Raw genomic sequence first — 22,129 nt, 5'->3', positions numbered from 1 at the left:
CGAGAGGTTACGAACGTCGACGCCGGCTACCGGACCGATGATCGGTGGGAAACACTGGGCGGGTGAGTAGCACGACACCCCGGTTCGCCGCCCTGGCCGGTATCGCCGCCGCTGCGGCGGCCATCGGCACCGCCGAAGTGGTTGCCGCCCTGACCGGCCCCCGGTCGTCCCCGCTCGTCGCGGTCGGCGGTCTCGTCGTGGACACCGCCCCGGAGCCGGTCAAGCGGTTCGGCATCGAGGTCTTCGGCAGGTACGACAAGATCGCCCTGCTGGTCGGTACGGCACTGCTGCTCGGCGGCTTCGCCGCCCTGCTCGGCATGGTGGCCGTCCGCCGGCTGACGGTCGGCCTGGCCGGCATCGTCGTCTTCGGTGGGATCGGCGCGGCGGCGGCCCTGACCCGGGCCGGCGCGGACGCCGCCGACGTGCTGCCGTCGCTGATCGGTGCGGCGGTCGGCGGGGTGGCGCTGTGGGCCTTCGTCGCCGGCCCGCTGGAACTGGAACCGTGGCCCTGGTCTCCGCCGATGCCGGCCGGTCCGCCCTCCGTGGCCGGTCCCGCCGTGCCGGAACCGAATGCGGGCGGAACCGCCGGGGTCCCCGACGGGACGGCGACCGACCCGACCGCGTCGGCCGGCAGTCCGTCGGCCCCGGGAGGCCCGCCGGCCGCCGACGGCCCATTGGGCTCCGCAGGTCGGGGGCGGCGGGTCGACCCGGACTCACGGCGGCGGTTCCTCGGCGGTGTCGGCACCGTGCTCGGGGTGGCCGCCGTCGCGGGAGTCGCCGGCCGGTGGCTGGCCGGCCGTCAGGGGGTGTCGGTGGCCCGCGAGGCGATCACGCTGCCGGTCCCGGTCTCCGCCGCGCCGCCGGTGCCGGCCGGCGCCGATCTGACCCTGCCCGGGCTGGCGAGCTACGTCACGTCGAATCGGAGCTTCTACCGGATCGACACCGCGCTGGTGGTGCCGCAGATCGATCCGGAGACGTGGCGGCTGCGCATCCACGGCCGGGTCCGCAACCCGATCACGCTGAGCTACGCCGATCTGATCGCCCGGCCGATGGTGGAGCGGTACGTGACGCTGGCCTGTGTCTCCAACGAGGTCGGCGGTGACCTGATCGGCAACGCGCGGTGGCTCGGCGTACCGATCCGGGAACTGCTCGACGAGGTGGTGCCGCTGGACGGCGCCGACCAGGTGGTCGGGCGTTCGGTGGACGGTTGGACCTGTGGCACCCCGACCGCCGCGCTGCGCGACGGGCGGGACGCGCTGCTCGCCGTCGGCATGAACGGCGAGCCGCTGCCGGTGCAGCACGGCTTCCCGGTCCGGATGGTGGTGCCGGGCCTGTACGGCTACGTGTCGGCCTGCAAGTGGATCACTGAGATCGAGTTGACCAGTTTCGCCGATTTCGACGCGTACTGGGTGCCCCGGGGGTGGTCGGCGCAGGGGCCGGTGAAGACGCAGTCGCGGATCGACACGCCCCGCCCGCGTAACCGACCGGCCGCCGGCCCGGTCATGGTCGCGGGCGTCGCCTGGGCGCAGCACCGGGGCATCGATCGCGTCGAGGTACGCGTCGACGAAGGGCCCTGGCAGGAGGCCCAACTGGCGCCGACCACCTCGGTGGACACCTGGGTGCAGTGGTCATGGCAGTGGCAGGCCACCCCGGGGGAGCACACCCTCCAGGTCCGGGCGACGGACAGCACCGGCGAGACGCAGACCGGCGAGCCGCGCGGAGTCGCGCCCGACGGCGCGACCGGCTGGCACTCCGTCACCCTCACCGTGCCCTGACCCCCCGACCGGGGCAGTGGTCGGACAGGCCGACGCCGCGTCCGGGGCGGACGCGGCGTCGGTGGTGCGAGTGGTCAGGCGACGTTGCGCTGGATGGGCACCGTCGAACGGTGCGAGCTGCCCAGCCGGGCCTCCAGCCGGTTTGTGTCGACGCGGGTCTGGTGACGGTCGGCGAGGTCCTCCCAGCCGACCGCGAGCAGTCGCAGCCGCTCGGACTCGCTGAAGCCACCCCAGACGCCGTACGGCTCGCGTACCGCCAAGGCGTGTGCGGCGCACTCGGCGCGGACCGGGCAGGCGCGGCAGACGGCCTTGGCGGAGGACTCCCGGCGGAGCCGGGACGAGCCCCGCTCACCGTCAGGGTGGAAGAACTGAGCGCTATCGCGGCCTCGACAGGCACCGAGCCGCTGCCAGTCCCAGAGGTCGATGATGGGTCCGGGCAGTCTACGTACGTTCGACATCAGCACCCCTCCTCTCGCGCGGCACCGCGAGACGCTTGTGGCCGGTTTTCCGGGCGGCGGGCCGCGCAGGCGCACCGTTCCCGGCCTGGCCACTCCCTACCCTGGTGCCCCACGCCTCACACTTCTTTGATCCAAAACCCCCGGCATATTGCGGCATATGCCCTATCTGTCGGAAAAGTTCGGAGGATTGCCCGGAACCTCCTCCCGGCCGGGGCCGCACATGGTCTGCTCGTCACCGGAGAGGAGATGCCTGTGCGTACCGTTCTCGTGTGCGTTCGAACGCCGCTCGCGGCGCAGCACCTGACCTCCGCGGCAGCGCGGTTGGGATTGTCGGGTGCCGTCCGGACGGCGGTCTCCGACCCCGAGGTGATGTTGCGGCTGGCCGAACGTCCGGCCGATGTGGTGCTCGCCGACACCGCGCTCACCCGCCCCGACAGCGTCGGCTTCGTCCGCCGGGTGCTGGCCCGCGCTCCGCAGGCCGCCGTCCTGCTGCTCGGCGCCGAGGAGTCCGAGGCGGCGGCGGCGACCATCGGCGCCGGGGCGCGAGGGTTGATCCAGGGGGTCGACCAGGATCTGACCAGCGCCGTCGCCAAAGCGCTGCTGCTGCTCGCCGCGCCCGGACGGGCCAACCGGCACCGGATCGCTGATCCCGCCCGGGACGCGGCAGCGGTCGGCAGCCCGGCCCGCCCGGCGCCCGGTGGTCGCACCGGCGGCGATGCGCCCACCGCCTGGCCGGGTACGGACGCGGCGGGCGGCCCGGCGGTCGTGCCGGTGCAGCGGGGCGACGATCCCGCCGAGCCCGGTGCCGAGTCCGAGCCGGGCAAGCCCACGTCGACAGCCCGAACCGACCGGTCCGCTATCGGCCTCACCGAGCGGGAGCTACAGGTGCTGCTCGGCATGGCCGAGGGCAAGAGCAACGCCGAGATCGGCCGGGAACTGTTCGTCTCCGAGGACACCGTGAAGACCCACGCCCGGCGGCTGTTCCGCAAGCTCGGTGCCCGCGACCGGGCGCACGCCGTGGCCGCCGGCTTCCGGGCCGGTCTGGTCGCGTAGCAACCCGGCCGGCCCGGGCCGGTCGAGTTCGCCGGCCCGGGCCGGTCGAGCGGCCGGTCTGGAAGAACGTGGACTCAGCGGCCCGAGCCGGGCTCGTCCTCGGTGCCTTCGCTGAGGGTGTCGTGCACACCGTCGGCGTAACCCCGCGCGTAGTCCCAGGTGACGTAGTGGTCGGGGTCGGGATCGTAGGCCGGCTCGTGCACCCGTGGGCGCCCGGAGGTAAGCAGGTGCCGAAGGTTTCCCCGGAGCAGGTCCCAGTCGAAGTAGTGCGGTTCCCGGCAGTCCTCACACTCGATGACCAGCCCGCGCACGCCGATCGGCGCGAGCAGTGCCTGGTAGATCTCCAGGTCGGCGAGATCCTCCAGCACGTCCTGGCGCTCGACGTCGGTCAGTGGGTCCAGCGGCGCGTCGTCGTCGGGGGCGTCCCGGTCGGCCGCCGGATCGGTCGGGTCGCCGGTGAACGGGTCGATGGGATCGTCGTGCACCCCCTCACCGTAGTCCCCTGCCACCGCCGACGCGGTGTCCCCCGGGTCGCGCGAGCCGTTACCGGGGCCGGTACCGCGCGGTTCAGGGGAGAAAGCTTCAGTGGGTACGATGAGGCTGACACCCTCGCCCGGCATTTCGCCGGTGCCCCTGCCACCTCGCTGAAGCCCGGTTCGAGCAGCTCAGGAGAGCAATCGTGGAGAATTCGCCCCGTACCGACCTTTCCGCCGGCGTCGAGGGCGGCGAGCCGGGCGGTCATCTGCCCGAGCTGCCAGCCGGCTCGGCCAGGGTGGTGCCGCTGGGGCTGACCTTCGACGACGTGCTGCTCCAGCCGGGCGAGTCCGACGTGGTACCGAGCCGGGTGAACACGATCACCCGGTTTACCCGTAACGTCTCGCTCTCCATTCCGCTGCTGTCCAGCGCGATGGACACGGTCACCGAGGCCAGAATGGCGATCGCGATGGCCCGCCAGGGTGGCATCGGCGTGCTGCACCGCAACCTCTCGGTGGAGGACCAGGCGCTCCAGGTCGATCTGGTCAAGCGCTCCGAGTCGGGCATGATCACCAACCCGGTGACCGCGAGCCCGGACGACACCCTGCGCGAGGTCGACCAGCTCTGCGGGCGCTACCGCATCTCGGGCGTGCCGGTGGTGGACGCCCAGGGGCAGCTGGTGGGCATCGTCACCAACCGGGACATGCGCTTCGTCTCCGACCCGGCCCTGCCGGTCCGCGAGATCATGACCAAGGCGCCGCTGGTCACCGCCCCGGTCGGGGTGAGCAAGGACGAGGCGCTCAGCCTGCTGCGCCAGCACAAGGTCGAGAAGCTGCCGATCGTCGACGGCTCGGGCAAGCTGCGCGGGCTGATCACCGTGAAGGACTTCACCAAGAGCGAGCAGTACCCGAGCGCCACCAAGGACGAGGCGGGGCGGTTGCGGGTGGCGGCGGCCATCGGTGTCGGCGAGGACGCGTACAAGCGTGCCCGGGCGCTGGTCGACGCCGGTGTCGACGTCATCATCGTGGACACCGCCCACGGTCACCAGCGCGCGGTGCTGGAGATGGTCAGCCGGCTCAAGGAGGACGTGCCCATCGACATCGTCGGCGGCAACGTGGCGACGTACGCCGGGGCGAAGGCCCTTGTCGACGCCGGTGCCGACGGCGTGAAGGTCGGTGTCGGCCCGGGCGCCATCTGCACCACCCGGATCGTGGCGGGCGTCGGCGTTCCGCAGATCACGGCGATCATGGAGGCTACCCGGGCGGCCCGCCCGGCCGGCGTGCCGGTCATCGGTGACGGCGGCATCCAGTACTCCGGCGACATCGCCAAGGCACTTGTCGCCGGCGCGGACACGGTGATGCTCGGCAGCCTGCTGGCCGGTTGCGAGGAGAGCCCCGGTGAGCTGATCTTCGTCAACGGCAAGCAGTTCAAGACGTACCGGGGCATGGGTTCGCTCGGTGCCATGCAGTCCCGTGGGCAGGCCAAGTCGTACTCCAAGGACCGCTACTTCCAGCAGGACGTGACCAGCGACGAGAAGCTGGTCCCGGAGGGCGTCGAGGGTCAGGTGCCGTACCGTGGGCCGTTGGCCCGGGTCGCCCATCAGCTGGTCGGTGGCCTGCGGCTGGCGATGGGGTACGCAGGCGCGGAGAACATCCCCGAGCTGCACCAGCGGGGCCAGCTCATCCGGATCACCGCGGCCGGGCTCAAGGAGAGCCACCCGCACGACATCCAGATGACCGTCGAAGCCCCCAACTACCACACCCGCTGACCCCACCCCCCACCCCTGAAGACATCTGGAGTGCCCCATGCGTGACGTGGTCGAGATCGGGCTGGGCAAGACCGCGCAGCGCGGCTACCACCTGGACGACATCGCCATCGTGCCGTCCCGCCGGACGCGCGACGTGGACGACGTCTCCACCGGGTGGCAGCTGGACGCGTACCAGTTCGGCATCCCGTGCGTCGGGCACCCCTCCGACGCGACGATGAGCCCGGCCTCGGCGGTCCGGCTCGGCCAGCTCGGCGGGCTCGGCGTGCTCAACGTCGAAGGGCTGTGGACCCGTTACGAGAACCCGAGCAAGGTGCTGGAGGAGCTCGGCGGCCTCGACGAGGACGCCCGCGCCACGAAACGGCTCCAGGAGGTGTACGCCGAGCCGATCCGCCCGGATCTGATCACCGAGCGGGTCCGTGAGCTGCGCGACGGTGGCGGCACCGTGGCGGTGCGCGTGTCACCGCAGCACACCCTGGCGCTGGCGCCGGTCATCCTCGACGCGGGCGTCGACATCCTGGTCATCCAGGGCACCATCGTCTCGGCCGAGCACGTCTCGACCACCGACGAGCCGCTCAACCTCAAGGAGTTCATCGCCGACCTCGACCTCCCGGTCATCGTCGGCGGTTGCACCGACTACAAGACGGCGCTGCACCTGATGCGCACCGGCGCGGCCGGCGTGATCATCGGCATCGGCGGGGACGAGTGGTCCACCACCGAGTCGGTGCTCGGCATCCGGGTACCGATGGCCACCGCGATCGCCGACGCCGCCGCAGCGCGGCGCGACTACCTCGACGAGACCGGCGGCCGGTACGTGCACCTCATCGCCGACGGCGACATCCGAACCTCCGGCGACATCGCCAAGGCCCTCGGCTGCGGCGCGGACGCGGTGATGCTGGGCGAGCCGTTGTCGCTGTGCGAGGAGGCGCCGGCCGGCGGTTCCTGGTGGCACTCGGCGGCCAGCCACCCGTCGCTGCCTCGCGGCGCCTTCGAGACCGCCGGTGAGCCCCTCGGCTCGATGGAACGTCTCCTCTTCGGCCCTGCCGACGAGCCGGACGGCCAGCTCAACCTCTTCGGTGGCCTGCGCCGGGCCATGGCCAAGTGCGGCTACCGCGACCTCAAGGAGTTCCAGAAGGTCGGCCTCGTCCTGGACCGCTGAGCCCCGGCCCGGGCGGCAGTAGGCTCGGGCTGGTGAGCAGCAGGGTTGGCAGGTGGTGGGGGGTCGGTGCGGCGGCGGTGGTAGTCGCCGTGGTGGCGGCGGTGGTGCTGGTCAGCGGCATCGGCGACCGGGACGCGGCGGCGCCGGGTGAGTTCCGGGCGGGCAGCGCCGACCTCGGCGACCCGTACGCGCCGGGCAGCGGCAACGGCGGGTACGACGTCGCCCACTACCGGCTCGGGGTGCGCTACGACCCGGCGGACGACCGGCTCACCGGCAGCGCCGAGATCACCGCGACCGCGACCCACAGACTGTCCCGCTTCAACCTGGACCTGTCCGGGTTGGAGATCGATTCGGTGACCGTGGACGGCGCCTCGGCCGAGCACCGGCGGGACGACGGTGAACTGGTGGTCACCCCGGCCCGAGGGCTCGACTCGGGCAGCCGGTTCACGGTGGAGGTCGCCTACGGCGGCGTGCCCGAGGCGGACGCCGACGGCGTGCTGGGCAGTGGCGGCTTCCAGCACACCGACGACGGCGCGATCGCCCTCGGCCAACCGCACTCGGCGGCCACCTGGTTCCCGGTCAACGACCACCCGTCGGACAAGGCCACCTACGACCTCGCGGTGACCGTCCCGGACGGGCTCGCCGCGCTCAGCAACGGGGTGCCGGGGGAGCGGACCAGCGCCGACGGTTGGACCACCTGGCGCTGGGCCGAGCGCTCACCGATGGCGAGCTACCTGACCACGCTCGTCATCGGCGACTACCGGGTGCGGACCGAGGAACACGCCGGCAAACCCATGGTCACCGCCGTGCCGGACGGGCTCCCGGTGACCGGTCCGGCGGCCACCTCCCTGGCCCGCACCGGCGAGATCGCCGACTTCCTGACCACCCGCTTCGGGCCGTACCCCTTCGAGTCGTACGGCGGCGTGGTGGTCTCCGACGGCCGGATCGGGTACGCGCTGGAGACCCAGTCCCGGCCGGTCTACGGGCCGGGGTTCTTCCGTGGCGGCGAGCCGAACTACAGCGTGGTCGCCCACGAGTTGGCCCACCAGTGGTTCGGCAACAGTGTGGCGCTGGCCCGCTGGGGTGACATCTGGCTCAACGAGGGCTTCGCCAGCTACGCCGAGTGGCTGTGGGAGGAACACGACGGCGGGCGCAGCGCCCAACGCAACTTCGAGATCCGGTACGCGGCCACCGACTGGTCGCGGCGCACCCTCGATCCCGGCCCGGGGCAGATGTTCAGCACCGCCGTCTACAAACGCGGGGCGCTTACCGTGCACGCGCTGCGGCGTACCGTCGGCGACGACGCCTTCTTCGAGATGCTGCGCACGTGGACCAGCGAGCGTCGGGACGGCACGGCCACCACCGACGACTTCGTCGCCCTGGCCGAGCGGGTCTCCGGGCGTGAGCTGGGCCCGTTCTTCGACGCCTGGCTGACCGGCACCGCCGCGCCCGCCCTGCCCTGACCGGCACCGCCGCGCCCGCCCTGCCCTGACCGGCACCGCCGCGCCCCCCCTGCCCTGACCGGCACCGCCGCGCCCGCCCTGCCGGGTACAGCCGCCCCCAACCCTGCCCTGACCGGTGCCTCGTCCGCCCGGCCAGCGTCGGCCGGAGAACGGCTCGCGGTCACTGCCGGATCGATGTTCTTCCAATGATCAGTTGATCGGTAGGCTGCGGCCTGCGATCGGACGGTCGGTCGCGCGGGCCGGCCGTCGGTCGGTCACGTGTCACGGGAGGACGTGCGATGACAGGTGTGCGGACGCACCTTCGGCGGAGCGTGGCTCTGCTGCTGGTGGGGACGTTGGGGCTGACCGGCTGTGATTCGGCCGCCCCGGAGGAGACAGAGCCGGTCGCGGCGACGCCGAGCGAGTCGGCGACACCGGCACCGGACTTCCAACCCGGTGCCGCGGGGGCCGGCGATCCGTACTTCCCCAGCTACGGCAACGGCGGCTACGACGTCGCCGGTTACACGGTGAAGGTTCGCTACGACCCGGCGAAGGACCAGTTGAGCGGCGTCACCACGGTCCAGGCCAAGGCAACGGCCGACCTGTCGTCGTTCAACCTCGACCTGGCGCACCTGAAGGTCAGCGCGGTCACGGTGGACGGTGCGCCGGCGCAACACCGGCAGGAAAAGAACGAACTGGTCGTCGCTCCGGCCGACGGGCTGGTGTCCGGCCGGGACTTCACCGCCGAGATCACCTACGCGGGCAAGCCGAAGTCGCTGAAGAACGAGGCGGTCGGTGAGGGTGGCTGGCTGCACACCAGCGACGGCGCGATCGCGCTCGGCCAGCCCGAGTCGGCCAGCACCTGGTTCCCGGTGAACGACCACCCGTCGGACAAGGCCACCTACCGGTTCGAGATCACCGTCCCGAAGGGGCTGACCGCGATCAGCAACGGCGTTCCGGACGGTGAGACCAGCAGCGCCGGCTGGACCACCTGGCGCTGGGCCGAGAACACGCCGATGGCCAGCTACCTGAGCATGGTGACGATCGGGAAGTTCCGGATCACCGAGGGCAGCCACAAGGGACGGCCGGTGTTCAATGCGGTGACCACGAAGGTATCCAAGGGCGCGGCGGACGCCTCGATGGCCAGGACCCTCAAGGTGGCCGACTACCTGGAGACCGTCTTCGGCCCGTACCCGGTCGAGGCGTACGGCGGTGTGGTCGTGTCGGACGAGCGGATCCGGTACGCGTTGGAGACGCAGAGCAGGTCGGTCTACTCGGCGGGCTTCTTCCGCCGGGGCGAGAACACCGGAGTCGTCGCGCACGAGGTCGCCCACCAGTGGTTCGGCAACAGCGTGGCGTTGAGCCGGTGGCAGGACATCTGGCTCAACGAGGGCCTCTCGTCGTACGCCGAATGGTTGTGGGCCGAGCACACCGACGAGTCCACCGCGAAGGAGGCGTTCGAGATCCGGATGGCGCGGGTGCCGGCGGAGGTCTGGCGTACGCCGCCGGGCAAGCCGGGGGTGAAGAACATGTTCAGCGAGTCGGTCTACGAGCGCGGCGCGATGACGGTGCATGCCCTGCGGGTGTCCGTGGGTGACAAGGCGTTCTTCGAGATTCTCAAGACCTGGGCGCGGGAGAAGCGTGACGCCAACGGCACCACGGAGGAGTTCGTGGCGCTGGCGGAGCGGATCTCCGGTGAGAAGCTGAAGAAGCTCTTCGACGCCTGGCTCTACGGCAAGAAGAAGCCTGCCGCGCCGAAGCGTCTCTAGGGACCTTCCGCCACCGGGCGAGGCGTTTCCGTCGCCCGGTGGCGGGTTCCGGTCAGCTCTTCACCTTGAGTTTCGGATTGTCGGCCAGGAACGCGTCGACTCTGCCGGCGCGCAGTTCGGTGAGGAAACGGCGGCCGACGGAGGTCAGTTCCTCGCCGCGGTAGGCGTTGCCCCGACCCACCGACGCCCCGGGCAGTCCGACCAGCGTGACCGCCTGCGGCGACAACGAGCCCAGGGCGTACGCGAAGTCCACGATCCGCGGGCCGCCGACGTAGAGCAGCGCGTCGCCGAGCGCCGCGACCACCTGTTCGACCCGCTCGGGCTGCCGGGCCAGGTTCGCATCGAGGATCTTCCCGATCAGCGCCCGGATCAGCTGCTGGTGGTGACGCTGCCGGGCGTAGTCACCACCGGGCAGGTAACGCTGGCGGGCGTAGTCGAGGGCCTGCCAGCCGTTGAGGTGACGCTGGCCGGGTTCGTAGACCATCTGTGGCCCGACGTAGCCGCCCACCCCCGGACCCGGCTTTCGGTGCTTGCCGTCGGGTTGCCGGTGCCGCGACACGACCCGCTGGTCGACGCGGATGTCCACGCCACCCAGGCTGTCGACCAACTCGTCGAAGCCGCCGAAGGTGAGCACCGCGCCCGCGTCGATGCGCAGGCCGGTGTAGTCGCTGACCGTACGGCGCAGCAACTCGTACCCCTGGGCGGGGTCGGGTCGCTTGGGGCGGTCCGGTGCCCGGCTGCCGTAGCTCATCGCGTGGGTGAGCTTGGTCCGACCGCCCGGGTAGCCGGCGGGTTTGTAGGCCGGGATGTCCACCACCAGGTCGCGGGGGAGAGAGAAGAGGTACGCCTTGGACAGTCCCGCCGGCACGTGCAGCACGAGTACGGCGTCGGCGTGCGGCTCCCAGTCGGGCACACTCACCCGGGTGTCCACCCCGACCAGCAGCAGGTTGAGCGGGCCGGTGATGTCGGCACCCGGTGGCGGGCTCGGGCTGGGGCTCGGACTGGGCGACCCGCTCGGGCCGCCGGTGGCGGCGGTCGCTGTCCGGCGGTCGTCGCTGACGGTACGCGCCACCACCACGCCGATCACCGCGACCACCACCAGTGTGACCAGACCGGCCAGCACAAATGTCAACCGTCTCCGGTCTCCCCCGAGCATCATCCCCCGCCTCCTTAGGGCGTCTGTCGAATCCCTCGCCGCCGCCTCGCCTGCGCCGCCTCGCCTGCGCCGCCTCGCCTGCGCCGCCTCGCCTGCGCCGCCGCTCGGCTCGACGGAGGACTTCGACATCCGCCCTGGGTCGATATCGGTCCAACGCGCCGAACCGGGCTCATGGTTGCGCCCCGATCGGGCGAGACCGACGCGGTGCGGAGCATGATCGCGCGGAAACAGGTCCTGGCGCGAGAGCTACTCGCAAGTAATGATGCGTCCATGCGGTACGACGTGGTGGTCATCGGGTCGGGCTTCGGCGGCAGCGTCGCCGCACTGCGGCTGGCCGAGAAGGGCTACTCGGTCGGCGTACTGGAGGCGGGCCGGCGGTTCGCCGACGACGAGTTCCCGCAGACCTCGTGGCGGCTGCGCCGCTTCCTCTGGGCGCCGCGGCTGGGTTGTTTCGGCATCCAGCGCATCACCCTGCTCCGGGCGGCCCACCGACGAGCCGGCGGCGGCGTGCTGGTGCTCTCCGGAGCCGGCGTCGGTGGGGGCTCACTGGTGTACGGGAACACCCTCTACGAACCCTGGACGCCTGCTACGACGACCCGCAGTGGCGGCACCTCACCGACTGGCGGGCCGAACTGGCTCCCCACTACGACCAGGCCAAGCGGATGCTGGGGGTGACCACGTACCCGACCGCCACCGCGGCGGACCGGGCGATGCGGCGGGTCGCCGAGCGGATGGGAGTGGGGCACACCTTCCGTGCCACCCCGGTCGGCGTGCACCTCGGCCGGCCGGGCGAGCGGATCGCCGACCCGTACTTCGGCGGGGCAGGCCCGGAGCGTACCGGCTGCACCCACTGCGGCGCCTGCATGACCGGCTGCCGCGTCGGCGCGAAGAACACGCTGGTCAAGAACTATCTCTGGTTGGCCGAACGGCTCGGCGTCCGGGTGCATCCGCTGACCACGGTGACCTCGGTCCGGCCGGCCGGCGGCGGGTACGAGGTGCACACCGAGCACACCGGCGCCTGGCTGCGCCGCAGGTCGCAGGTGATCCATGCCGACCAGGTGGTCTTCGCCGCCGGCGCGCTGGGCACCCAACGGCTGCTGCACGCAGGACGGGAAGGGGGCCACCTGCCCGGCCTCTCGTCCCGGCTCGGCGAGCTGACCCGGACCAACTCGGAGGCGATCCTCGGTGCCTCGGTGCCGCGACGGCGGGCCCGGGAGCGGGGCGTGGACTTCACCGAAGGGGTCGCCATCACCAGCTCGTTCCACCCGGATCCGCAGACCCACGTCGAGCCGGTCCGCTACGGCCGGGGCTCGAACGCGATGGGCCTGCTCCAGTCGCTGCTGGTCGACGGCGGGCCGGACCGGCTGCGCCGGTGGCTCGGGCAGCTGCTCCGGCAGCCCCGGGTGGCCGCCCGGATGCTCTCCGTCCGACGCTGGTCGGAACGTACGGTGATCGCCCTGGTGATGCAGTCGACCGACAACTCGCTGACCCTTCGGCTGCGGGGTCGCCGGCTCGTCTCCGGCCCGGGCCACGGCCGCGCCAACCCGACCTGGATCCCGGCCGGCAACGCGGCGGCCCGGCTGCTCGCCGAGGAGATCGACGGTACGCCGGGCGGCGCGCTGACCGAGCCGTTCGACATCCCGGTGACCGCGCACATCCTGGGCGGCGCGGTGATCGGCGCCACCGCCGCCGATGGCGTGATCGACCCCTACCACCGCGTCCACGGCCACCCCGGCCTGCACGTCGTCGACGGTGCCGCCGTCTCGGCCAACCTGGGTGTCAACCCGTCGCTCACCATCACCGCCCAGGCCGAGCGCGCCCTGTCCCTCTGGCCCAACAAGGGCGACCCCGACCCTCGCCCCGCCCCCGAGGCCCCCTACCGCCGCCTCGCCCCCATCCCCCCACACCACCCCGCCGTCCCCCCCAACGCCCCCGCCGCCCTCCGCCACCCCTGACTGCCCACGTCGCCCCCGACGCCCCGCGATCATGCAGTTGTGGCACCCCGCAAAGGGCGTGAAACGTGGCGAACCAACTGCCACAACTGCATGATCGGCGCGTGCTGCGGTGGGGCGGGGGTGGGGGTGGGGTGGGTGGGGTGGGTGCGGGGGGAGGGGGCGTCACGCTCGGTAGGATTGCCGGCTATGAGCCTGCCGCGTCCTGTCCTCGTGGTCGACTTCGGAGCCCAGTACGCCCAGCTGATCGCGCGCCGGGTACGCGAGGCGAAGGTCTACTCCGAGATCGTTCCGCACACCATGCCCGTGGCCGAGATGCTGGCCCGCGAGCCCGCCGCGATCATCCTCTCCGGCGGTCCGGCGAGCGTTTACGAGCCGGGTGCCCCGCAGGTCGACGACGGGCTGTTCACCGCGGGCGTGCCGGTCTTCGGCATCTGCTACGGGTTCCAGGCGATGGCCCGCTCTCTCGGCGGCACCGTGGCGCGCACCGGCGGCCGCGAGTACGGCGGCACCCCGCTGCGCCCCCGCCTGCTCGACCCCGGTGTGCTGCTCCGCGACCTGCCGGCCGACCTGCCGGTGTGGATGAGCCACGGCGACTGCGTGACCGAGGCGCCGGAGGGCTTCACGGTGACCGCGGAGTCGGCCGGTGCGCCGGTCGCCGCCTTCGAGGACATGACCGGTCGACGGGCCGGTGTGCAGTTCCACCCGGAGGTGGGGCACACCGCGTACGGGCAGGAGATGCTGACCCGATTCCTCTACGAGATCGCCGGGATCGAGCCGACCTGGACGGCCGAGAACATCATCGACGAGCAGGTGGCCCGGATCCGCGAGCAGGTCGGCGACAAGGAGGTCATCTGCGGTCTGAGCGGCGGAGTGGACTCGGCGGTCGCCGCCGCGCTGGTACACAAGGCCGTCGGTGACCAGTTGACCTGCGTCTTCGTCGACCACGGCCTGCTGCGGGCGGGTGAGGCCGAGCAGGTGGAGAAGGACTACGTCGCGGCCACCGGCATCAAGCTGAAGGTGGTCGACGCGGCCGACCGGTTCCTCGGCGCGCTGGCCGGGGTGACCGACCCGGAACAGAAGCGCAAGATCATTGGGCGGGAGTTCATCCGGGTCTTCGAGGCCGCCGCCCGGGAGATCGCCTCGCACGGTGACGTCGAGTTTCTGGTGCAGGGCACCCTCTACCCGGACGTGGTCGAGTCCGGGGGCGGCACCGGTACCGCCAACATCAAGAGCCACCACAACGTCGGCGGGCTGCCCGAGGATCTGAAGTTCGCTCTGGTCGAGCCGCTGCGCACGCTGTTCAAGGACGAGGTCCGTACGCTCGGCCTGCAGCTCGGGCTGCCCGAGGCGATGGTCTGGCGGCACCCGTTCCCGGGCCCCGGCCTGGCCATCCGGATCATCGGGGCGGTCGACCGGGAGCGGCTCGACGTGCTCCGCCGGGCCGACTTCATCGCCCGCCAGGAACTCAGCGCCGCCGGTCTCGACCGGGACGTCTGGCAGTTCCCGGTGGTGCTGTTGGCCGACGTACGCAGCGTCGGGGTGCAGGGTGACGGGCGCAGCTACGGGCATCCCGTGGTGCTGCGCCCGGTGTCCAGCGAGGACGCGATGACCGCCGACTGGTCCCGGCTGCCCTACGACGTGATCGCCCGGATCTCCACCCGGATCACCAATGAGGTGGCCGAGGTGAACCGGGTGGTGCTGGACGTCACCAGCAAACCCCCCGGCACCATCGAGTGGGAGTGACGCCGTACCCCGTCGGGGTGCGATGACGGCACCTCACGCCGGTGGCCGAGGTGCCGGTCGGGGCGCCGGCTCCGGCGTCGCCCCGGTCTCCGGTGTGGCGGCCGGCTGGGGCGGTGTGCCGGCGGGTCCGTGCGGCGCACCGGCCGTCGGGTGCGGCCAGGCGGGCGCGCTGGCCGGCTCCTCGGGCATCAGGAACCACATGATCGGGTACGCGAGGGCGGCGATCCCGCCGGTCACCAGGGTGACGACGGCGAATGCCACCCGGACCAGGGTGGGGTCGACGCCGAAGTAGCGGCCGAGACCGCTGGCCACACCGGCGATCATCCGGTCGGTGGTGGGGCGGCGCAGCTGTCGGTACGGAGCGTGAGGTGTGGAAGTCATGTCTCCACGGTCCTCGTCACGCAGCGTATCGACCTCGGTGACCGCCCGGATCCTTACCCTGAAGCCCGTCTCAGGGGCGAGGCATCAGTCAGGAATCCGACTCTTTTCCGCATCGGTAACGGGTGGCAGGGAGAATTTGGCTCCGTGACCACCATGCTGGAGCCGCTGCGCAGGATCGCGGCATACGCAGTCTGTACTGATCCCGTAGACCGAGTGCTGCTGGTCCGCGCATCGGAGCGCTCCGGCACCCCCGGCACGTGGTCCCTGCCCGGCGGGGCGGTCGACCACGGCGAGGACCCGCACCACACCGTTGTCCGTGAGACCGCCGCCGAGACCGGCCTGTCGGTGGCCGTCGCCAGCCTGCACGACGTGCTGGCCGACATGCGGGCACTGCCCGAGCGGGGCATCACCATCCACACCGACCGGTTGGTCTACCAGGTGTCGGTCCGGGGCGGCTCGCTCACCGACCGGGTCGACCGGCCCACCGACCTGGCCCGCTGGGTCACCCGGGAGGAGGCGGCGCGGTTGCCGCTTCGCTCGTTCACCGCCCGCGCGCTCGGGCTGCCCGCCTCGTCGGCGGACATCGTGCCGGACGAGCCGCCGGAGTTCCCCTCGTTCTACGCGGTGCCCGGCCCGGACGGGCTGCACCGGGCGCAGCGCTTCGCCGCGTACGCCGTGGTGACCGACCCGGAGGGGCGGGTGCTGCTGACCCGGGTCTCCGACGGCTACCCGGGCGCCGGCTGCTGGCACCTGCCCGGTGGCGGCACCGACTACGGCGAGCAGCCGGGCGCGGCGCTGATCCGGGAGCTGGTCGAGGAGACCGGGCAGACCGGGCGGCTCGTCGAGTTGCTCGGGGTGGCCAGTCACCGGGACGCTGCCTCGCTCGGCCCCGAGGGCTACCCGATCGACTGGCACGGGGTGCGTGCCTTCTACCGAGTGGTGGTGGACCAGCCAGCCCCGCCCACCGTCGGTGACGTCGGGGGCTCCACCTGCGAGGCCCGCTGGTTCGCCCGGGAGGAACTCGGCGCCCTGCCCACCGACCGCCTCACCGAGGTGACCGCCGAGGCCGTCCAAGCCGCCCGCCTGACCTGACCCACCCCACCCAACCCGTGCATGCGTGCCTGCCGGCACGTGCCGATCATGAAGTTGTTCTTCCAACACGCCGGGCTGGCGAGGGCGATAACTTCATGATCGGCACGGTTCTGTGGGCGGGGTTCGGCGGTTGCGGTGGGGCGGGGGCTTGGGGTCGTGGAGCGGGTGCGGCGGGTGGGGGCGTACGGGGTGGTGCGGGACGTCGGGCGGCGGGTGCTGCTGGTGCGGGGAAGCGCGTCGGCGGACTTTCCCGGGGTCTGGTCACTGCCCGGTGGTGGGCTGGAGCACGCCGAACATCCCGCGCACGCGGTAATCCGCGAGGTCACCGAGGAGACCGGGCTGACCGGCGAGGTGAGCGGGCTGCGCGCGGTCGTCGCGGACGTGGTGCCGTACCCGGATCTCGGGGTGGCCCTGCACACCGATCGGATGTTGTTCGACGTGACGACGGTCGGCGGCCGGCTGCTTGCCGAGCGCGACGGCACCACCGACCTGGCCCGTTGGCTGACCCTGGAGGAGGCGGCCGAACTGCCGCTGCTGCCGTTCACCGCCGAAGCGGTCGGTCTGTCGGTCGTTCCGCTGCCGCCCGGTGCCCTGCGTCGTCGAGAGCCGTTCCCCGGCCCCGGGGCCAACCGCCGGCAGCGCTTCGGGGCGTACGGGGTGGTCACCGATCCGGACGGACGGGTGTTGCTGACGAGGATCGCCGAGGGTTATCCCGGTGCGGGCCGATGGCACCTGCCCGGCGGGGGCACCGATCACGGTGAACAACCCGTCACCGCGTTGCTACGGGAGCTGGTCGAGGAGTCCGGCCAACTGGGCCGGGTGACCGGGCTGATCGGGGTGGACAACCTGCACAACCCGGCGGCCCTCGGTCCGGAGGGGTACCCCATCGACTGGCACGGCATCCGGGTCGTCTACCGGGTGGAGGTTGACCTGCCGACCGAACCGGCGGTGACCGAACTGGCCGGTGGCTCCACCGCTCATGCCTCCTGGTTCACCACATCTGAGCTGCGGAATCTCCCGCTGACTGAGATCGTCGCGATGGCTCTGGAGGTGCCGAGGTGACCCACGGTGGCGGTGCCGGGCTCATCTCGCCACCGAGCCGTCGCGGACAACCTCCGGTACAGTCGAGGCAGGGCAGGCGTAGAAAAACGGGTGATGGTGTCCCGGATGGGAATAAGACGGCGGTTCGCGCGGTTGAGGGAGATATGAGTACCGCCGGCAGCTATCGCCAATCTCACCCCCCTGTGCGATGGTGTACTCCGCAAACGGCTGCCGGGCCAGAAAGGTCCGGCACGAGACAGCCGGACGACCGCCACTTGGCGGTAAGCCGATCCGGTGATGGAGGAAACGTGCCGAGAGCCCCATGGCGCCGGCGTCGTACGACTGACAGCCCGCGTCCCGCAGGGCGAAGCTGGACGGGCCCGCTGCGCCGCAGTGGCAGCCTCGCCCGCCAGGTCCTGCTGGTCCGTGTCGGCCGCCGAGGTGCGGAGATGCACGGCGCGACCGACGTGTTGCCCGAGCCCCGGTACCAGGACCGCCCACGTCGCCGATACGGCCTCAGGCGGTCCCGCCACTCCGGGATGGAGACCTTCGCCCCGGTCGGCTCGCTGGTCGGCCCGGTCACGGTCAACCCACCCGCCGCGCTGGCTCCGGCGCTTGGCGAGTTGACAGCGACACCGGCGTCACTGCTGCCGGGTGAGCGGACCCCGGCGCGACGGATGAAGTTCGCCCTGGTCAACGCCTGCACGCTGGCCAGCCTGCTGCTCGGCATCAACGCGATCTTCGTCGCCATGCAGGGCGAGGTGCGGCTGGCCGCGTTCCTCCTGATCGCCTGCGTCGCGTTCGACGGCCTGGACGGCGCGCTGGCCCGCAAGCTCGGGGTGTCCAGCCCGTTCGGCGCCCAGATGGACTCGCTGGCCGACATGTGCTCCTTCGGACTCGCCGCACCCGTGGTGGTCTACGCGTCGCTGGCCGGTTCCGCGCCGACCGCCGCCGCCGCGGTGGCCGCCGCGCTCGTCGCCGCCTGCGCCGCCATCCGGTTGGCGAGGTTCAACGTCTCGCCGAGCGACGGACGGTTCTTCTCCGGCGTACCCACCACGATGGCCGCCGCTGTGCTCGCCCTGATGGTGGTGATCGGTATGCCGATGCCGGGGGCGGTGCAGATCGCCGGGGTGGCCCTGCTCGCCTTCACCATGGTCAGCAGCTTCCCCTACGCCAAGCTCGCCCGCCTGGTCAAGCTGCCGCCGTGGGTCTGGCTCGCGCCGGTGGTCGGGGCGCTGATCGACGTCCGGCTCACCTTCGGGCTGATCGTGGTCGGATATCTGGTCAGCGGTCCGGTGCTCTGGCTGCGCCAGCGTCGCACCATCGTCTGACCCACTACCGGAAAATGGGCGTCGCGGCCTTGGCCGCGACGCCCATTTCATCGCCAGGTGATGCCCGACTCGCGGCCTCCGGACCGGCGGAGGACCCCGGGTTGCCGCAACCCGGGTGCCGGTGCACCCCGTGCGATACGTACGCGTCCGGGGCGGGTGCGGGTGCGTCCGCCGGTGCGTCCGGGGTCAGCGCCAGCGGGCGATCACCGTCGATCCACCGATCACCTTGTCGCCCGGGCCGACCAACGGTTCCGCGGCCGCTGCCGGCAGGTAGACGTCGGTACGCGAGCCGAAGCGGATCAGCCCGAACCGCTCGCCCCGGGCCAGCAACGCGCCGATCGGAGCGCGCTGCACGATCCGGCGGGCGATCAGGCCGGTCCGCTGGGCCACCACCACGGTGCCGTGGGTGGTGTCCAGCACCGTGTAGGCGGCCACGTTGTGCTCCGCGTCCGGCTTCATCGCGTTGACGAACCCGCCGTCGGCGACGAAGTAGTCGACCACCTTGCCGGCCACCGGGGAGCGGTTGACGTGCACGTCCAGCACCGACAGGAAGACGGCGATCCGGAGGAACTCGCCGTCGCCGAAGCGCTCGTCGGTCAGGCGCTGCACCGACAACACCTGCCCGTCGGCGGCGGCCACCACGGCCGACGGGTCCTCAGGCACGTCCCGCTGGGGATCCCGGAAGAAGGCCGCCACCGGCGCGGCGGCCAGTGCGGGCAGCAGCCAGAGTTTCGACTTCGGTCGGGCCAGGCGGGCCAGCGCGGCCAGCCCGAGGGCGATGCCGGCGGCGGCGACCCCGTTGGAGTCGATGTGCATGTCTCGGCTGAGCGGCACGCTCGACGGCCGGTACGCGGGCGCGAGCTGCTCCGCCGCAGCGACCTCGGCCGGGGTGAAGCGGAGCCGGTACACGCGTACCGGCGGGTTGTTGAGCAGCACCAGGTCGTTGCCGACGCCGTACAGCGCGCCCTGCCGGTCCAACTCGGCGGCGGCGCCGGCGGTCCGGGCGACGGCGGTGGCGACGCTGAGCACCGCGCCGTCGGCCAGGTACTTGGTGAGCGTCCCGATGGTGGCGCGGGCCTCGTCAGCGGTGCCGGTGAACGCCTCGGCGGCGATGACCACCGCAGCGGCCTCCGCCTCGGCGAGGCTGTCCACGACCCGGACCCGCTCGGCGACCCAGCGGCCCTGAGCGGTGACGTGCTCCCGCAGCGCCGTGGCGCTGACCCCTTCGGCGGGTACCAGGGTGAGGGTGTCGCCGGGCAGCAGCGCTTCGATCGCCGCGGTCAGCACCGCGGACTCCAGAGCCGCGCCGACCAGCAGGGCGGCCTTCGGTTCGTTGATCCGGGCAAGCTCGGAGACGAGGGTACGGGCGGCGCGCTCGCCGAGGCGGACCGGACCGGATCGGCCGGGCGTACGCACGGCGGGGGACTGGGTCATGTCGAACGGGCTCCTGACGGGTAGGGGCGACTGACGCGATGGCCACCGCCGGCGGCGAGGTCGGCCCGGCCACGGCCGGCCCGCGCGCCGACGACCCGTGGGGTTGCCCTGCGGCGCGGGCCGGCCAGCGCTGGCGGGAGCACACCGGCCAGCATAGGCGGCGAGCGACCGTGCCCGCACAGTCAGGCGTCGCGTCCCTGCCGTCCCGGCGGTGGCGTCTCGTCCGCCCCGCCGAACAGATCCAGCGTGCGGTCCACCTGCGGATCCGGATCGGCTGCCCGTGCCGAGCTGACCTGGGCCGGCTCGCCCGTCGGGGTGTCCGGACCCGCCGGACTCGGAAGCGGATCAGCGGCGCTCTCCCCAGCGTCCGGTGCAGAGTCGTCCCGGCCGGTGTGGTCAGGGGTGTCGGCCGGTGCGGGCCGAGCGCTGTATCGGCTGGAGCGCAGGGCGCCGACCAGGCCGAGCCCGCCGACCAGGATCAGTCCGCCGGCCAGGAACCAGCCAGCCGGTGGCAGTACCAGACCGAGCACCTGGGCGAGCAGCCACCAGGCGGCGAGGGCGAGAAAGAGCAGCCCGAAGGCGAACGACACCAGGTCGGTGCGGTGGCTCCTCACCGGGTCACCTCCATGTGTCCGGCGTTGACGTGCAGGTTGAGGCGCAGCGTGCCGCCGCCGGCCCCGTCCGGGCCCAGATCGACGATGTCGGCGGACCGGTTGTCCATGCCCTGCGTTCGCTGGCCGAGGACGTTGGCCTCACCGGCGGTCACCTCAGTCACCGCCGTGACGTCCACGTCCGGCGGCAGCACCACGGTGGCCTCGCCGAAGTTGATGGCGACGGTTATCTCCGTCTCCTGCTGGTCGAAGTCGATCGCCCGCAGGTCGAGCACCGCGTCGCCGAAACTCTGTTCGTACCGGACGGCGAGGTCGCGATGATTCGTCGGCGCCCAGGTGACCGCGCCGTCCACCCCGCGGACCCGGTCGTAGGACTCGACGACAGTGACCACGGCCAGGGCGGCGGCGGTCACCAGCCCGAGCGCGATCAGCCAGCGGGCCCGCCCGAACCAGGTCCCCACGAGCAGGCCGAGGCCGATCACCGCGAGTGCCGCGGCGAAGTAGGCCGACGCGCCGATCCTGAAGACGTCCAGCAGGTCGAGCACGCCGACCAGCCCCAACGCGAGAAAGATCAACGAGAAGGTCACCGCGCCCAGGGCCGACCGTTCCCGGGGCTTGCGGGGCGGCTTCGACTTGGGCGGTGGCGGCGGAGCCGCCTTCGGTGGCCCGGCGTAAGGGCCGTGCGGGGCGAACGGGGGACGGTAGGTCGGCGGGGTGACCGGTGGACCCGACGCGGCAGCGCTCGTCGGCCACCGCATGGTTGGCTCCTCAGGCCCGCCCGGCCCCGACGGGGCCGAGGGAACGCCCGACGTCGGGCCGGGCGGGTGGAAGGCGGGCGGCGTGACGGTCGTGGTCCGGCCGAATTCCGGGTACCCGGCCGGATAGGCGCCCGGCCCGGGATAGCTGACCGGGGGTACCGGACCGGGTGGCGGAGGTGGACTCGCGCCGACACCGGCGTCCGGCGGTCCGGCCGACTCGGGTCGGGCTTCGCGCTGCTGACGGTTCAGCAGCAGCGCACCGCCGACCAGGATGGCCGCGCCGAGCAGTACCGCGCGGAAGGCGTCGGTGACGACGAAGCCGAAGCCCACCGCCACCACCACGCCGAGGACGATCACGGTGACCGGGGACATGCTGGACCGCCCACGGCCCAGCATGGATTCGATGGGCGAGGCGGTGTCGCCCTCGCCCGGAATGATCAACCAGGCGGCGACGTAGACCAGGATGCCGACGCCGCCGAAGAAGCCCAGGACCGCCAACAGCACCCGCCAGAGCACGGGGTCGGTGTTGGTGGCTCGGCCGACGGCAGCACAGACGCCGGCAAGGTAGCGACCCTCGCGCGGTCGGACCAGCCCGTACCGGGAGGTGAAGCCGGCGCCGCCGAAGGGTGCGCCCGGGCCACCTCCCGGCGGCGGCCCGCCCCACCACCCCGGTCCACCGGGTCGGCCCGGCCCGCCCCACCACCCCGGTCCACCGGGTCGGCCCGGCCCGCC

16 protein-coding genes and 2 pseudogenes are annotated in these 22,129 nt (G+C 72.3%); 11 read left to right on the top strand and 7 right to left on the bottom strand.

Annotated elements, in window-relative coordinates; translation table 11 throughout:
* Positions 1–62: 62 nt before the first annotated feature.
* Positions 63–1,775, top strand: a complete 1,713-nt coding sequence (locus AC2CHE_RS21720; protein ID WP_484506708.1) for a molybdopterin-dependent oxidoreductase — start codon at positions 63–65, stop codon at positions 1,773–1,775.
* Between the two features lie 74 nt (positions 1,776–1,849).
* On the opposite strand, the gene AC2CHE_RS21715 is transcribed toward AC2CHE_RS21720, so the two are convergent.
* Positions 1,850–2,233 carry a WhiB family transcriptional regulator gene (locus AC2CHE_RS21715; RefSeq protein WP_484506707.1) on the bottom strand — a complete coding sequence of 128 codons (384 nt, stop codon included), beginning with the start codon at positions 2,231–2,233 and terminating at the stop codon, positions 1,850–1,852.
* 252 nt (positions 2,234–2,485) lie between these two features.
* Here AC2CHE_RS21715 and AC2CHE_RS21710 point away from each other — a divergent pair, with 252 nt between their 5' ends.
* Positions 2,486–3,286 carry a helix-turn-helix transcriptional regulator gene (locus tag AC2CHE_RS21710; RefSeq protein WP_484506706.1) on the top strand — a complete coding sequence of 267 codons (801 nt, stop codon included), beginning with the start codon at positions 2,486–2,488 and terminating at the stop codon, positions 3,284–3,286.
* A gap of 74 nt (positions 3,287–3,360) precedes the next feature.
* On the opposite strand, the gene AC2CHE_RS21705 is transcribed toward AC2CHE_RS21710, so the two are convergent.
* Positions 3,361–3,771: a DUF5319 family protein gene (locus AC2CHE_RS21705; protein WP_484506705.1), complete on the bottom strand. Its 411-nt coding sequence runs from the start codon at positions 3,769–3,771 to the stop codon at positions 3,361–3,363.
* A 194-nt stretch (positions 3,772–3,965) separates the two neighbouring features.
* Between AC2CHE_RS21705 and guaB the strand changes: the two genes are divergently transcribed.
* The 4 genes from guaB to AC2CHE_RS21685 all read left to right on the top strand — a co-directional run bounded on the left by guaB (position 3,966) and on the right by AC2CHE_RS21685 (position 9,895).
* Entirely contained in the window at positions 3,966–5,528 is a 1,563-nt protein-coding gene (guaB, locus tag AC2CHE_RS21700) for an IMP dehydrogenase (protein WP_484506704.1), read from the top strand.
* Positions 5,529–5,565: 37 nt separating this feature from the next.
* Positions 5,566–6,684, top strand: a complete 1,119-nt coding sequence (locus AC2CHE_RS21695; RefSeq protein WP_093404935.1) for a GuaB3 family IMP dehydrogenase-related protein — start codon at positions 5,566–5,568, stop codon at positions 6,682–6,684.
* A gap of 32 nt (positions 6,685–6,716) precedes the next feature.
* Positions 6,717–8,147, top strand: coding sequence for a M1 family metallopeptidase (locus AC2CHE_RS21690; RefSeq protein WP_484506703.1), 1,431 nt, complete (start codon positions 6,717–6,719; stop codon positions 8,145–8,147).
* A gap of 278 nt (positions 8,148–8,425) precedes the next feature.
* Positions 8,426–9,895 (top strand): M1 family metallopeptidase, encoded by a 1,470-nt coding sequence (locus AC2CHE_RS21685; RefSeq protein ID WP_484506702.1) that lies wholly within the window; start codon positions 8,426–8,428, stop codon positions 9,893–9,895.
* A gap of 52 nt (positions 9,896–9,947) precedes the next feature.
* Here AC2CHE_RS21685 and AC2CHE_RS21680 read toward each other — a convergent pair whose 3' ends face one another.
* Positions 9,948–11,054, bottom strand: coding sequence for an LCP family protein (locus AC2CHE_RS21680; protein ID WP_484506701.1), 1,107 nt, complete (start codon positions 11,052–11,054; stop codon positions 9,948–9,950).
* 267 nt (positions 11,055–11,321) lie between these two features.
* Here AC2CHE_RS21680 and AC2CHE_RS21675 point away from each other — a divergent pair.
* Together AC2CHE_RS21675 and guaA are read left to right on the top strand one after the other, a co-directional pair.
* Positions 11,322–13,006 (top strand): annotated as a pseudogene (locus AC2CHE_RS21675) (FAD-dependent oxidoreductase).
* 186 nt (positions 13,007–13,192) lie between these two features.
* On the top strand, positions 13,193–14,749 hold the full coding sequence (gene guaA / locus AC2CHE_RS21670) for a glutamine-hydrolyzing GMP synthase (RefSeq protein WP_484506700.1): 1,557 nt from the start codon (positions 13,193–13,195) through the stop codon (positions 14,747–14,749).
* 33 nt (positions 14,750–14,782) lie between these two features.
* On the opposite strand, the gene AC2CHE_RS21665 is transcribed toward guaA, so the two are convergent.
* Positions 14,783–15,130 carry a PspC domain-containing protein gene (locus tag AC2CHE_RS21665; protein WP_484506699.1) on the bottom strand — a complete coding sequence of 116 codons (348 nt, stop codon included), beginning with the start codon at positions 15,128–15,130 and terminating at the stop codon, positions 14,783–14,785.
* Positions 15,131–15,274: 144 nt separating this feature from the next.
* Here AC2CHE_RS21665 and AC2CHE_RS21660 point away from each other — a divergent pair, with 144 nt between their 5' ends.
* The 3 genes from AC2CHE_RS21660 (at position 15,275) to AC2CHE_RS21650 (ending at position 18,594) form a co-directional block, all read left to right on the top strand.
* The gene (locus AC2CHE_RS21660) at positions 15,275–16,222 is read left to right on the top strand and encodes an NUDIX domain-containing protein (RefSeq protein ID WP_484506698.1); all 948 of its coding nucleotides are present in this window, start codon (positions 15,275–15,277) and stop codon (positions 16,220–16,222) included.
* 156 nt (positions 16,223–16,378) lie between these two features.
* Positions 16,379–17,284, top strand: a complete 906-nt coding sequence (locus AC2CHE_RS21655) for an NUDIX hydrolase (protein ID WP_484506697.1) — start codon at positions 16,379–16,381, stop codon at positions 17,282–17,284.
* Positions 17,285–17,646: 362 nt separating this feature from the next.
* Positions 17,647–18,594 carry a CDP-alcohol phosphatidyltransferase family protein gene (locus AC2CHE_RS21650; RefSeq protein WP_484506714.1) on the top strand — a complete coding sequence of 316 codons (948 nt, stop codon included), beginning with the start codon at positions 17,647–17,649 and terminating at the stop codon, positions 18,592–18,594.
* Between the two features lie 186 nt (positions 18,595–18,780).
* Here the strand turns inward: AC2CHE_RS21650 and AC2CHE_RS21645 are convergent, their stop codons facing one another.
* The 3 genes and pseudogenes from AC2CHE_RS21645 to AC2CHE_RS21635 form a co-directional block, all read right to left on the bottom strand.
* Positions 18,781–20,028: a phosphatidylserine decarboxylase gene (locus tag AC2CHE_RS21645; RefSeq protein WP_484506696.1), complete on the bottom strand. Its 1,248-nt coding sequence runs from the start codon at positions 20,026–20,028 to the stop codon at positions 18,781–18,783.
* Positions 20,029–20,434: 406 nt separating this feature from the next.
* A pseudogene (locus AC2CHE_RS21640) lies at positions 20,435–20,642 on the bottom strand (hypothetical protein); the annotation flags it as partial.
* Positions 20,639–22,129, bottom strand: a 1,491-nt coding sequence (locus AC2CHE_RS21635; RefSeq protein WP_484506695.1) for a PspC domain-containing protein, incomplete at its 5' end; no start/stop codon positions are given. The pseudogene AC2CHE_RS21640 and the gene AC2CHE_RS21635, both read right to left, overlap by 4 nt.

This window comes from Micromonospora sp. ATLC16 (assembly GCF_057196645.1).
This window is presented reverse-complemented; position numbering and strand designations above follow the sequence as displayed.